At 73.3% G+C, this 12,677-nt stretch carries 14 protein-coding genes and 1 pseudogene; 7 read left to right on the top strand and 8 right to left on the bottom strand.

Annotation, left to right across the window (positions count from 1 at the left end; all coding sequences use genetic code 11):
* The first annotated feature begins 21 nt into the window (after positions 1-21).
* Entirely contained in the window at positions 22-1,092 is a 1,071-nt protein-coding gene (locus Phou_RS04320) for a cobalt-precorrin-5B (C(1))-methyltransferase (RefSeq protein ID WP_218578709.1), read from the top strand.
* Positions 1,093-1,132: 40 nt separating this feature from the next.
* On the opposite strand, the gene Phou_RS04315 is transcribed toward Phou_RS04320, so the two are convergent.
* From Phou_RS04315 to Phou_RS04280, 8 genes are all read right to left on the bottom strand, one after another.
* Positions 1,133-1,750 (bottom strand): G5 domain-containing protein, encoded by a 618-nt coding sequence (locus Phou_RS04315; protein ID WP_246273220.1) that lies wholly within the window; start codon positions 1,748-1,750, stop codon positions 1,133-1,135.
* A 208-nt stretch (positions 1,751-1,958) separates the two neighbouring features.
* On the bottom strand, positions 1,959-2,699 hold the full coding sequence (gene cobM, locus Phou_RS04310) for a precorrin-4 C(11)-methyltransferase (protein WP_173053730.1): 741 nt from the start codon (positions 2,697-2,699) through the stop codon (positions 1,959-1,961).
* Positions 2,696-3,883, bottom strand: coding sequence for a precorrin-6y C5,15-methyltransferase (decarboxylating) subunit CbiE (gene cbiE, locus Phou_RS04305; protein WP_173053728.1), 1,188 nt, complete (start codon positions 3,881-3,883; stop codon positions 2,696-2,698). Before cbiE ends, cobM begins: the two co-directional genes overlap by 4 nt.
* A complete protein-coding gene (locus tag Phou_RS04300) occupies positions 3,876-4,250 on the bottom strand; it encodes a PPOX class F420-dependent oxidoreductase (RefSeq protein WP_246273219.1) in 375 nt (124 codons plus the stop codon). Before Phou_RS04300 ends, cbiE begins: the two co-directional genes overlap by 8 nt.
* A gap of 116 nt (positions 4,251-4,366) precedes the next feature.
* Positions 4,367-4,870: a hypothetical protein gene (locus Phou_RS04295; RefSeq protein WP_173053724.1), complete on the bottom strand. Its 504-nt coding sequence runs from the start codon at positions 4,868-4,870 to the stop codon at positions 4,367-4,369.
* Between the two features lie 11 nt (positions 4,871-4,881).
* Positions 4,882-6,516 carry a RecQ family ATP-dependent DNA helicase gene (locus Phou_RS04290; RefSeq protein WP_173053722.1) on the bottom strand — a complete coding sequence of 545 codons (1,635 nt, stop codon included), beginning with the start codon at positions 6,514-6,516 and terminating at the stop codon, positions 4,882-4,884.
* A 279-nt stretch (positions 6,517-6,795) separates the two neighbouring features.
* Positions 6,796-7,410 carry a winged helix DNA-binding protein gene (locus Phou_RS04285; protein ID WP_173053720.1) on the bottom strand — a complete coding sequence of 205 codons (615 nt, stop codon included), beginning with the start codon at positions 7,408-7,410 and terminating at the stop codon, positions 6,796-6,798.
* Positions 7,411-7,577: 167 nt separating this feature from the next.
* Positions 7,578-7,727, bottom strand: coding sequence for a hypothetical protein (locus tag Phou_RS04280; RefSeq protein ID WP_173053718.1), 150 nt, complete (start codon positions 7,725-7,727; stop codon positions 7,578-7,580).
* 193 nt (positions 7,728-7,920) lie between these two features.
* Here Phou_RS04280 and Phou_RS04275 point away from each other — a divergent pair, with 193 nt between their 5' ends.
* The 6 genes and pseudogenes from Phou_RS04275 to Phou_RS04255 all read left to right on the top strand — a co-directional run bounded on the left by Phou_RS04275 (position 7,921) and on the right by Phou_RS04255 (position 12,670).
* Positions 7,921-9,399: a glycoside hydrolase family 3 N-terminal domain-containing protein gene (locus tag Phou_RS04275; protein ID WP_173053716.1), complete on the top strand. Its 1,479-nt coding sequence runs from the start codon at positions 7,921-7,923 to the stop codon at positions 9,397-9,399.
* 105 nt (positions 9,400-9,504) lie between these two features.
* A pseudogene (locus Phou_RS52170) lies at positions 9,505-10,110 on the top strand (DUF6042 family protein); the annotation flags it as partial.
* Between the two features lie 162 nt (positions 10,111-10,272).
* A complete protein-coding gene (locus Phou_RS04270; RefSeq protein WP_173058104.1) occupies positions 10,273-10,608 on the top strand; it encodes a hypothetical protein in 336 nt (111 codons plus the stop codon).
* Between the two features lie 62 nt (positions 10,609-10,670).
* Positions 10,671-11,882 (top strand): mechanosensitive ion channel family protein, encoded by a 1,212-nt coding sequence (locus Phou_RS04265; RefSeq protein ID WP_173053713.1) that lies wholly within the window; start codon positions 10,671-10,673, stop codon positions 11,880-11,882.
* 65 nt (positions 11,883-11,947) lie between these two features.
* Entirely contained in the window at positions 11,948-12,397 is a 450-nt protein-coding gene (locus tag Phou_RS04260) for a phage holin family protein (RefSeq protein WP_173053711.1), read from the top strand.
* Positions 12,398-12,670 (top strand): DUF3618 domain-containing protein, encoded by a 273-nt coding sequence (locus Phou_RS04255; protein WP_371872077.1) that lies wholly within the window; start codon positions 12,398-12,400, stop codon positions 12,668-12,670.
* Positions 12,671-12,677: the final 7 nt, after the last annotated feature.

Below are 12,677 nucleotides of genomic sequence, written 5' to 3'. Positions count from 1 at the left end.
AGGGTGGGGCATGCTGGTGCGGTGACTCTGCGCTACGGCTGGACCACCGGGGCCTGCGCGACCGCGGCGACGACCGCCGCGTACACGGCGCTGCTCACCGGGGCGTTTCCGGACCCGGTGGAGATCGTGCTGCCGAAGGGGCAGCGGCCCACCTTCGCGCTCGCCGTCGAGGAGCTGACCGCGCAGTCAGCGACCGCGGGCGTCGTCAAGGACGCCGGCGACGACCCCGACGTCACGCACGGTGCGCTCGTGCGGGCCACGGTCACGCCCGGGCCCGCCGGCAGCGGCGTGCTCTTCCGGGCCGGGAGCGGCGTCGGCACGGTCACCAAGCCCGGCCTCCCGCTCCCGGTCGGCGAGCCGGCCATCAACCCGGTGCCCCGCCGCATGATGCGCGCCGCGGTCACCGAGGTGGCCACCCGGCTGGGCGGCACCGGCGACGCGGTCGTGGAGATCTCCGTCGACAACGGCGAAGAGCTCGCCAGGCGCACGTGGAACCCGCGCCTCGGCATCGTCGGCGGACTCTCCATATTGGGCACCACCGGCATCGTGGTGCCCTACTCCTGCTCCGCCTGGATCGACAGCATCCGCCGCGGCATCGACGTGGCTCGGGCGGCCGGACGCGAGCACGTGGCCGGGTGCACGGGCAGCACGTCCGAGCGGGTGGCCGCCGAGCTGTACGGGCTGCCCGAGGACGCGCTGCTGGACATGGGCGACTTCGTCGGCGCGGTGCTCAAGCACCTGCGCCGCCACCCGGTGTCCCGCCTCACGATCGCCGGCGGCATCGGCAAGCTGTCCAAACTGGCCGAGGGGCACCTCGACCTCCACTCTGGACGTTCCCAGGTGGACCTGCGCGCGATGGCCGAGACGGTGCGCGCGGCGGGCGGCGACGGCGAGCTGGTCGCCCGCGTCGCCGCCGCGAACACCGCGCTGGAGGCGCTCGGCCACTGCCAGGCCGCCGGGCTGCCGCTGGGCGACCTGATCGCGGAGCGCGCGCGGCGGACCGCCGTCGGGGTGCTCCGCGAGGCGCCGGTCACGGTCGACGTCCTGGTGATCGACCGCGCCGGCACCGTCGTGGGCCGCGCTCCCGTGTAGAGAGCCGCCTGTTTGGAAGCCGCTGACGCCCGCTGCCGGGTTATTCGCAGGCGATGCCGTCGTCGTCGCTGTCCAGGCCATAGATGTCGCTGCCGGTCACCCGGATGGGTCCGCTGACGTAGGCCGGACCGTTTCCGCTGCCGCCGGCGCAGTCGACGTCGCTGGCGATCGGGACACAGCCGCTGTAGTTGGGGTCGCACTGCCGGGTCGGCGCCTTCTTCTTCGTGCCGACGACGACCACCTCGGTGACCGGCTGCTTGGTGACGGCCTGGCTGACCAGCTTGCGCGCGGTCTCCTTCCCGTCCGTGTACGTCACCTCGTAGGTCAGCGTCTTCACGCCGGCCACGCCCTTGGTCCGTACCCTGCGGGTGCCCTCGGTGAGGGTGGAGTCCTTGACCGTGGTCCGCCTGAACGGGACCGCCTGCGTGACGGTGACCGTCTTGACCTCGACGGCCGGCGTGGGCGTGACCTCCGGCGTCGGCGTCGGCGTCGGCGTCGCCTCGGCCGTGGGCGTCGGCTCGGCGCTCGGCGTCTCCTCGACGGCGGTCACGTCCGTCTCGGCCGCGACCTGCTCCCTGTCGGCCGGCGCGCACGCGAACGACAGGCCCGCGACGCAGACGGCCGCCGCGACGCGGATGAGTACCTTTTGCACCCTCATGTTCCGACCCTCCGTAGATGTGAGGGCCCGTACGGTACATCCGGTACGACGTTGATCACCGTCGGTCATCGATCTGGTCATCGCGGGCCGACGGGCACCCTTCGCCCGCGCAAGGTCGATCCGAAGTAGATCTCCAGCCGGCCGCGCATCCGCCGATCAAGGCCTGGCCGCGCCGGACGTCCACCCGATTCCGGGATGCCGGAGCGGGTCAGCGGGTACGCGCCGCCGAGTACAGGTGGCTGTCCGGGAACTCCGTCGCCGTGAGGGTGCGGCCGACCACGATCACGGCCGTGCGCGTGACCCGGGCGTCCGCCACCTGGCCGGCGATCGTGTCGAGGGTGCCGCGGAGGATGACCTCGTCGGCGCGGGAGGCGTACGCGACGACGGCCGCCGGGCAGTCTCGGCCGTAGTGCGGGACGAGGGCGGCCGCTACGTCGTCGACGCGCTGTACCGCCAGGTGGAGCACCAGCACCGCGCGGCTCGCGGCCAGCGTCGCCAGGTCTTCGCCCGGCGGCATCGGGGTGGCCTGGCCGGTCACGCGGGTGAGGATCACGGTCTGGCCGACGCCCGGCACGGTGAGCTCGCGGCCCAGGGACGCGGCCGCGGCGGCGAAGGCGGGGACGCCCGGGGTGACGTCGTAGGGGATGCCGGCCGCGTCGAGGCGGCGCATCTGCTCGGCCATCGCGCTGAAGATGGACGGGTCGCCGGAGTGGAGGCGGGCCACGTCGTGCCCGGACTCCTGCGCCGCGACCATCTCGGCGAGGATCTCGTCGAGCGTGAGGTTGGCGGTGTCGACCTTGCGGGCGCCGGGTGGGCAGGCGTCGAGCAGGGCGGCGGGGACGAGGCTGCCGGCGTAGAGGCAGACCGCGCTTGCCGCGATCAGGTCGCGGCCGCGCACGGTGATGAGGTCCGCCGCCCCCGGGCCCGCGCCGATGAAGTGGACGGTCACGGGTGGACCGCCGACCACTGGACGACGGGCAGGGCCGGGCGCCACGCGGTGAAGCCGCCCACCGCGCCGGCGCGGCTCACCTCGACGCGGGTGAGGTCGCCGCCGAGCCTGGCGTGCCACGCCGCGAGGACCGCCTCGGACTCCAGGGTCACCGCGTTCGCGACCAGGCGGCCGCCGGGGGAGAGGGCCGACCAGCAGGCTTCGAGCATGCCCGCTTCGGTGACGCCGCCGCCGACGAAGACCGCGTCCGGGTCCGGGAGGCCGGCCAGTGCGGCGGGTGCGCGGCCCTCCACGATGGACAGATGGGGTACGCCGAGCGCCGCCGCGTTCGTGCGGACGCGGGCCGCGCGTGCCAGGTCGGCCTCGACGGCCACGGCGCGGCAGGCGCGGTGGGTGCGCATCCACTCGATCGCGATGCTGCCCGCGCCGGCGCCGACGTCCCACAGCAGGTGGCCGGGTGCCGGCGCGAGACGTGACAGCGTGATGGCGCGCACCTCGCGCTTCGTCAACTGTCCATCGTGGACGTACGCGTCGTCGGGAAGGCCGGGCACTTGCGGCAGGAAGCCGGATCCCACACACTCGACCGCCACGATGGACAGTGGGTCGGCGGCCGCCCAGGCCGAGAGCGGCGTGCCGCGGGTGACCCGCTCGGCGGGGCCGCCCAGCTGTCCGAGGAGCGTCAACCGACTCTGCTCGTACCCCATCTTGGTGAGGATGCCCGCGACGGTGGCCGCGCCCGCCCCCAGGACCAGCAGGCGGCGGCCCGGGGTGATGTATGCGTGCAGCAGCTCGGGCGGGCGGCCGACCAGGCCGACCACCTCGACCTCCTCCATCGCCCAGCCGAGGCGCGCGCAGGCCAGCGACATCGACGAGGCGTGCGGGAGCACGGTGACCCGTTCGGCGCCGAGGAGGCGGACGATCGCCGCGCCGATGCCGTGGTGCATGGGGTCGCCGCTGGCCAGGACGCAGACGCGCCGGCCGCGGTGCGCCTCCAGCAGGGCGGGCAGGGCGGGCATGAGCGGGGTGGGCCAGGGGACGCGCTCGGCGGCGCACGACTCGGGGACCAGGTCGAGCTGGCGGTGGCTGCCGAGGATGACGTCGGCGGCCCGCACCGCGGCCTGGGCGGCGGGCGACAGGCCGGACCAGCCGTCGGCGCCGATGCCGACGACGGACGCGTCAGGCATTGCCGAGCACACGGGTGATGCTGATCTCGATGACGACGCGCTGGGGGTTGGCGCGGGGGACGCGGTACCGCTCGGCGTAGCGGCGCTCGGCCTCGGCCACCGCGGCCGGGTCGTCGCGGACCACCGCGCGGCCTTCGAGCGTCGACCAGCGGCGGCCGTCGATCTGGCAGACGGCGACGCGGCCGGTGGCCGCGGCGTTGCGCGCCTTGCGGGAGTCGCGCGAGGTGATCACGCGGGCGAGGCCGGCCTCCGGGTCGAGCGTGACGCCGACCGGGGTGACGTGCGGCGAACCGTCCCGGCGCAGGGTGGTCAGCGTGCAGAGGTGGCGCTCGCGCCAGAAGCTCAGGAAAGACTCGCCGCCCAACACCAGCAGCACACTAGCCCAAGCGGAAGTCCACCACCCGCACGGCTGACGGGGTCGTGCCGCTCGACCGGCGCTGGTAGAGGATCGAGAGCACGCCCCCGCGCATCCATGGCTATCGATTAGTCTTGCAGTGCCTTCGCCAGTGCGTCCCGGAAGCGCCGCTCCGGCTCGGTCACCAGGTCGCCGCCGATGCCCAGCATGCCGCCGGAGGGGGCCGCGGTGACCACCTGCTCGGCGATGCTGACGAGCCAGTGGCCGTACGCCCCGGCCTCGCCCTCGTCCACCTTGCCGCGCAGCAGTGCGGCCGCCTGGGTGGCCCGGCCGAGCACGTCGGCGGTGTACGCCTCCGGGTCCTCCGGGCTGATCAGCGGCAGCTCCTCGCCGGCCTCCGGGTCGCCGGCCCGCGACACCACCTCCTGGGCCACCAGGGTCACCAGCGGGCTCGCGCCCTCCCGCCCGGCGGACACGGCCTCCAGCCCTGCCGCGCCCTCGGCGAGCGTGCGGCGGGTGCCGTCGGACTCGGCCGCGCTGGCGGCGGTGAGCACCGCGAGCGGCAGGCCGGTGAGCAGGCCCCACTCCTCGTCGGAGAAGCCCAGCGTCGAGTACACCGGTTGTTCGGTCACGGGACCGCCTTTCATCCTGTCTCCACCACCAGCAGCTTCTGGTCACGAACGACTGGCACGGACAGAGTCTTGTACCCCACGTCGTCGAACAGAACCGTCATCTTGTCGGACTCGTATGCGAGCACCAAGCCGACCCCCCACTCGGCGTGTCGAACGGTGCTGTGCAGCGGAAACGGGCCGCGTTGCGCTTTCGGCGCCGGCTTGGCCCGCCCGCCGGCGCAGTTGTCGCAGTGCCCGCAGGGGTGGGCGAGGTGCTCGCCGAAGTACGCGAGCAGCACCTGGCCGCGGCAGGACTCACTCTCCGCGTACGCGCGCATCATGTCCGTGCGCGAGCGCTGCACCGCCTGCTGCCGCTCGGCCTCGGCCAGGGCGGCGCGGGCGGCCTCGACCGGCTCGGGCGCGTACCGGGGCGACGTCAGCTTCTGGCCCACCGTCGCGGCGGCGCCCACCTGCTCCAGCAGCCCGATCAGCTGGCCGAGCTTGCGGGCGCCGAGGCCGGTGCGCTCGCGCAGGGCGGTGCGGGCCAGCGGGCCGGTACGCAGCACAGCGGCGAGGTCGCGCAGCTCGGTCTCGTCCGGCGCGCCACCGGTGAAGAAGCGCTGCAGCCCCACGTCTTCGGCCCGCCACAGCAGCAGCCCGCGGGCCGGCGCGCCGTCCCGCCCCGCCCGGCCGATCTCCTGCTGGTAGCTGTCCGGCGAGTCGGGCAGCGCCATGTGGGCCACCCACCGGATGTCCGGCTTGTCGATGCCCATGCCGAACGCGGAGGTCGCCACCATCACCGGCACCCGCCCGGCGAGGAAGTCCTCGTGCCGCCGCTCGCGCAGGCCCGCGGCCATGCCGCCGTGGTAGGCCTCCGCCGCGTACCCGGCCGCGGACAGCCGCTCGCCCAGCTCCTCGGCGGCGCGGCGGGTCGGCACGTACACGATCCCGGGCCGCTCGCCGTCCTGCAGCAGCGTGAGCAGGCGGCGCCACCGGTAGTCCTCGTCGGGGCAGTGCGCGACCTCGAGGAAGAGGTTGGAGCGGTCCAGGCCGGACACGCCGACGAGCGGGCTGCGCAGCCGCAGCCGCTCGACGATGTCGTCGCGCACCGGCGGCGACGCGGTGGCGGTCAACGCGACCACGGGCGGGCGGCCGATGCCCTCGATGAGGTGGCCGAGCGCGAGGTAGTCCGGCCGGAAGTCGTACCCCCAGGCCGAGATGCAGTGCGCCTCGTCGACCGCGACCAGCGCCGGCCGGAGCGCCTTCACCTGGGCGAGCCGCTCGGGGTCGGTGAGCTGCTCGGGCGTGATGAAGAGAAACCGCGCCAACCCCTTGCCGACCGCATCGAGCGCCGCCGCCCGCTGACCCGGCGTCTCGGCCGAGCTGACCCGGACGGCCGCCATCCCCGGGCGGTCGTTGATGGCGTTGATCTGGTCCTGCTGCAACGCGAGCAGCGGCGAGATCACCACGGTCGGCCCGGGCAGCATCATCGCGGGCACCTGGTAGATGGCGGACTTGCCGCCACCGGTAGGCAACACGACCAGCGCATCCCGCCCGCGCATCACCGCGCGCATGGGGTTGAGCTGGCCCGGGCGCAGACGGCGCCATCCGAAGTGGGTGCGGGCGGCGCGGCGCAGCCGCCGGGAGAGGGGAAGAGGCAGTCTCATGGCGCCGCCATCGTGCCCCCCACGCGCCACCCGCAAACAGCCGGGCCGCCCTCCGCCCCGCCGGCGCCGTCGTGACGCTTTATCGGCAGATATGCCCCCGTCCGCGTCAGCTGCGGACCGCATGCTCCCGCGGGCACCGCTCCGGTCGGCGGCTCACAGGGATCGCCGCGCAGGTGCCGCCCCCCTTGGGGTTGAGCCTGGCGACCGCGGAGGGTGAGGCCGCGGGAGCAACGGTCCGGACCACCGCGGACGTCGCGGTAGCTCAAAAGAGGGTGACCGCTAGGCCGCCTCGTCGGGGCGGACGGGGCCTTCGCCGGGCTGGCCTTCGGGGCAGCGGAGGCGCAGGTACTGGTGGCCGAACGGCTTGTCGATCAGCCAGCAGTGGTGTGGCTCGTCGGTGCCGGGGTGGGCGTAGCCGTCGAAGAAGCGGCAGCTCACGCACATCTTCGTGACCGGGATGCGGCCCTCGCGCTGCATGCGGCGGATCTGGCTGGCCACCACGCCGAGCAGCTGGTGCTGGCCCTCGTGGTCCAGATTGTGCAGCTCGGCGAGCAGGTCGGCGGCCCAGTTGAGCAGCTCGGGCGACTGGGCGCGGCCGGCGTCGGTCAGGGCGATGCGGACGGCGTGTGGTGCGTACGACGGGGAGGGGTCTACCGACACCAGGCCCTCGCGGGCCAGCGTCGCTATCGCCGACATCGTCGCGTGGGTGGTCATGTTGAGGTCGGCCGAGAGCTCGGACAGCGGGTAGACCTCGCTGCGGCGGCTGAGCAGGAGCAGCACCTGCTGCTGCGCGATCGTGCGCTCCAGCTGGAGCGGGCTCTCGGCGGCCTGCACGGCCACCGCCACGCGGGTCAGGCCCGTGGCTAGCTGGCGGGTAGAGGTTTCCAGGTCCACGCGTATTTATCCCTGGTTGGTAACGATTCGGGGGGAGGGGTACACCGTTCGTACCGCGCGTCACGTTACTCCTGCGGTACGTGCGGAAACAGTCACAGATGGGCGGCGGCTTCCTCAGCGGTTCCTTAACCGGGCAGGAGTGTCCACCCCTGCTGAACAGCGCGTCGCTACTTTCCCTTGCCTTTGCCGAACATCGACCGGATCGCGGCCAGCAGCAGGAGCGCGCCGAGGATCGACCCGACGACGCGGACGGCCGGTATGTCGAACCAGCTCCGGTCCTCGGCAGCGATGGTGGCAGCCGAGAGCAACGCGTCCATCCCCGCACTCTTTCACGGTGAGGCAAGAAGTCGCCGCCCCGTGACACCCGTTCGTGGGCATACCGGCACAAAGGCCTGCCCGTCTAGTGAGACTTAATAGAAAGGTTTATTGACTATTTCCCGGATCCGGTGTGACCATGGCATCTACCCGCCGGACCGGTGGGGACTGTCCACTATGGAGTACGGGGGCCACATGTCGGAGACCAGCCGGGACTTGCTTCGCCTCGCGGGTGCCGTATTGCAGCCGGGTTTCGAGGGGACGCTCCCACCGACCTGGGTACGGCGCTGGCTGGGCGAGGGACTGGGCGGCGTGGCCCTCTTCGGCCGCAACTTCGCCAGCCCCGCCCAGGTCGCCGACCTGACCGCCGCGCTGCGCGCGGAGCGTCCCGACGTGATCGTCGCGGTCGACGAGGAGGCCGGCGACGTCACCCGCTTCGAGACCTGGCAGGGCAGCTCGCGCCCCGGAAACCTCGCCCTCGGCGCGGTCGACGACGTGGCGCTCACCGAGGCGGTCGCCCGCGACCTGGGCCACGACCTGGCCACGGCGGGGATCACGCTGGACTACGCGCCGGACGCCGACGTCAACAACAACCCGGACAACCCGGTCATCGGCGTGCGGGCCTTCGGCGCCGATCCTGAGCTTGTCGCGCGGCACACCGCCGCGTGGATCACGGGTCTGCAGTCGGCCGGCGTCGCGGCCTGCGCCAAGCACTTCCCCGGCCACGGCGACACCAGCGTGGACTCGCACGTGGACGTGCCGCGGATCGCGGCCACCCGGGCCGAGCTGGACGGGTGCGAGCTGCCGCCGTTCCGGGCCGCGATCGCCGCGGGAGTGCAGGCGATCATGACCGGCCACCTGCTCGTGCCGGCCATCGATCCGGAACGCCCGGCCACGCTGAGCCGGATCGTGCTCACCGACCTGCTCCGCGACGAGCTGGGCTTCGACGGCGCGGTGATCACCGACGGCATCGAGATGAAGGCCATCGCCACGCGGTACGGCCTGGAGGGCGCGGCCGTGCTGGCCCTCGCCGCCGGCGTCGACGCGATCTGCGTGGGCGGCGACCACGCCGACGAGGCGACCGCCACCCGCCTGCGGGACGCGATCGTGGCCGCGGTGGCGGCGGGCGAGCTGCCCGAGGAGCGGCTGGCCGAGGCGGCCAAGCGGGTCGAGCAGCTGGCCGCGTGGACGGCGCAGGCGAGGGCCGCGGCGGTGCCCGATCGGCTGGACGGGATCCCGGTCGGGCTCGCCGGCGCCCGCCGCGCGGTCCGGGTCACCGGCGCCGCGTCCGCGCTGCCGCTGGCCGCCGCGCCGCACGTGGTGGAGTTCGAGCCGCCGCGCAACTTCGCGATCGGCCCGGAGACGCCGTGGGGCGTTGCCGTGCCACTCGCCGCCCGACTGCCCGGCACCACCGCCGCGCGGCTCTCCGCCGCCGAGGCCGCGGGCGACTTCCACACCGCGGCCGCCGGCCGGCCGCTGGTCCTCGTCGTCCGCGACGTCCACCGGTACGAGTGGATGGGGCGCGCGGTCGCGACCGCCCTCGCCGCGCGTCCGGACGCGATCGTCGTGGAGATGGGCGTGCCCGCCTCGGTGGTGGGCGCGACGCACGTGGCCACGTACGGCGCGACCCGCGCCAACGGCGAGGCCGCCGCCGAGGTGCTCGCCGGCCGCTGAGGGAAGGCGCTCCAGTGGATCACTGTCCACAGCGGAGGGTGCCCCCACGGACACGCGTAGTGGCGCTATCGTCCTTGCGTGGCCAACCAATGGCAGCGCGCGGTCATGGTGCCGTCGTGGATCCGTTGGCTGCCATGCTCGTTCGCGTACCTGACGGTCGTGCCCGACCAGCACGGCTTCTCCCGCAAGGCGTGGTCGATGCTGCCCTGGGACAAGGCCGTGTGGTGCGACCCGGGCTCGGTCGACGACTGGGTGGCGCAGGCGCAGAGCCACCACCCGCGTCGCGAGGCCGACCACGCCGAGCTGCAGGCGCGCGAGCACTACGACCGGGTGGTGCGGGTGCGGGCCGCGCGGGTGGAGCTGTTCACCGAGATGTGCCGCCGGCGCGGGCTGCCGGTGCCGCACACGTTGGAGGAGCTGCTTTCCTGCCTTGTCGGGTTCGGACTGTTCGAGATGGACGGTGAGTGGCTGACGCCCCGCCTGGAGCAAAACCCGATCGAGGTGCTGCCGCTCGCCGGCAACGAGATCGTCGACGAGGAGCGGGCCCAGCAGGACGACCGCACGGTGCTCGTCGCGATCACCGTGCGGGCGCTCGCCGAGCGCACCCGGCCGCGGTGGCGGCGCCGGCAGGTCACCACCGACCTGCGCGCTTTCGCCGCGGCGCTGCGCATGCCGGAGGGCGAGGTGCGCCGGTCGCTGGCCCGCCTCGTCGAGGTCGCCGGCGTCCACGTCCACCCCCGCCGTTCGCCGCTCGCGACCGGGTGCGCCTCACGATCCCGTGGCCGGCGTTCGCCCGCCGGTTTCCCTTCGACGACCTGCCCGCGCCCGAGCACGCGGTCTGACGCCAGGCCGGGATCGCCGCGACCACGTAGGCTGGGCGGCGTGACGAAGCGACTGACCGCCCGCGTGGCGATCGGCCTGGCCCTCGCAGCCGCGGTGCTGACGGGGTGTAGTTCTGAAGGCGCCGATACCAACTGTGGCCTCGACCAGTGCACGGTGACGTTCGACAGAGGCGTGGAGGCGCAGGCCAGCGTGCTGGGGGTCGACGCCAAGCTGGTGAGCGCGGAAGGCGACCGGGTCACCTTGGAAGTGGCCGGCGAGCAGCTCAGCCTGACTGTGGGGCAGGGCGGCACGGAGGTCGCCGGGATGAACGTGACGCTTGAGAGCGTCACGGATAGTAACGTCGTGGTGAAGATCGCCCGCGCTTAGGCGGTTGGTCCCTGTTTGATCGGGCAAGGTTGTTCGTTCGCCTGATTCGAGGGGATTGGGACGTGGATACCGTGCTTTGGGCGATTTCGGTGACGCTCGGCGCCGCCGTGCTCGCCCTCGCGGTGGTGGCGGTCGTGCACCGCGTCGCGCGGCGGCTCGGCCGGCGATCCGTCCTGCTCAGGGAGCTGTCCGACCACGCGCACCGCCCGTTCCAGGTGGCGATGACCGTCCTCGCCATCGAGGTGGGGGTCCGGGCCACCGGCGGTGAGTTCGCCGGTCGTGACGTGGTCCTGCACCTGCTCGTGCTCGCGGTGATCGCGGCGTTCGCGTGGCTGCTCGCCGCGCTGGCCCTGGTGGTCGAGGACGTCGCCGTGTCGCGGGTACGCACCGACGTGCCGGACAACCTGCGCGCCCGCAAGGTGCAGACGCAGGTGCGGCTGCTGCGCCGGGTCACGGTCGCGGCCGTCGTCGTGGTGACGTTCGGCATCATGCTGATGACCTTCCCGCACGTCCGCGCCGTGGGCGCCAGCCTGCTCGCCTCGGCCGGCATCATCGGCGTGGTGGCCGCGCTGGCGGCGCAGAGCACGCTGGGCAACATCTTCGCGGGGCTGCAGCTCACGTTCAGCGACGCGCTCCGGCTCGACGACGTGGTCGTGGTCGAGGACGAGTGGGGCCGCATCGAGGAGCTCACGCTCACCACGGTGGTCGTGCAGATCTGGGACGACCGGCGGCTGATCATGCCGACCACGTACTTCACCACCCGACCGTTCCAGAACTGGACCCGCACGGGCTCAGCCGTGCTCGGCACGGCCGAGTTCGACCTGGACTGGGCGGTGCCGGTGCAGGACATGCGGGAGGAGCTGCGCACCCTGCTCGAAGGCAGCCAGCTGTGGGACGGCCGGGTCTGCGTGCTGCAGGTGACCGACGCGGTGGGCGGCATGATCAGGGTGCGCGCACTCGTCAGCGCCAATGACGCGCCGACCCTCTGGGACCTGCGCTGCCTGGTCCGCGAGCACTTCGTCGGCTGGATCCGCGACCGCCAGCCCACCTCGCTTCCCCGGGTGCGCGCCGAGGTCGGCGACGGGGCAAACCGGCTCGCGTGGCAGTGGGTGCGCCCCTCGACCGCGCATGACGTCCGCCCGGGCCGCCGGGACGTGCCCACCGAACCGGACGACGACGCCCGGGTCTTCGGCGGCAGCCCCGAAGGGGAGGCCCGCGCGGCCGAGTTCGAAGGTCCGCCCGAACGTTCGGACCCGGACGAGTCCCGAACCTGACGCCACGGGGATTGGAGCGCTCATAAGCTGGGCATAGTCCCCGAGAGAGGGTGAAGGAGGACGCCATGGCCGATGTTCTCGAACGCGGTCCGGCCCGCCCGTTGAGTGAGCAGTCAACCGCCGAGCTGGTGCAGCGCGCAAGTGAACAGATCTCCCTGCTGGTCCGCGACGAGCTGGCGCTCGCCAAGGCCGAGCTCGCCGAGAAGGGCAAGCACGCCGGCGTCGGCATCGGCCTCTTCGGCGGCGCGGGCGCATTCGCGCTGTACGGCGTCGGCGCGCTCATCGCGACCGGCATCCTCCTGCTCGCGCTGGTGATGCCGGCGTGGCTCGCCGCGCTCATCGTGACCGTCCTGCTGTTCGTCTCCGCTGGGATAATGGCGCTCGTCGGCAAGCGGCAGGTCAAGCAGGCTGTGCCGCCCATGCCCGAGGCGGCCGCCTCCGGGCTGAAGGCCGACGTCGACACGGTCAAGGGGGCCGTGCGGGCGCGGGCCAACGGCCACGGCGAGGGGGCGTAGATGGTTGCGACGAACGGCAAGGTGTCCACCAACGGCAAGGTGGACACCGAGGCGCTGCGGGCGGAGATCCGGCAGACGCGGGCCGAGCTGGGGGAGACGGTCCAGGCCCTGGCCGCCAAGGCCGATGTCAAGGCGCGGGTACGGCAGTCGGTCGCGCAAACCACCGAGCGGGCGCGGGAAAACCGGGTGCCGCTCGTGGCCGCCGCCACCGCTGTCACCGGCGTGCTGGCGGCGATCGTTGTGCTGATGGTGATGCGAAAGCGTTCCCGCTGAGCATCTT

This window comes from Phytohabitans houttuyneae (assembly GCF_011764425.1).
GTDB classification, from domain to species: Bacteria; Actinomycetota; Actinomycetes; order Mycobacteriales; family Micromonosporaceae; genus Phytohabitans; species Phytohabitans houttuyneae.
This window is presented reverse-complemented; position numbering and strand designations above follow the sequence as displayed.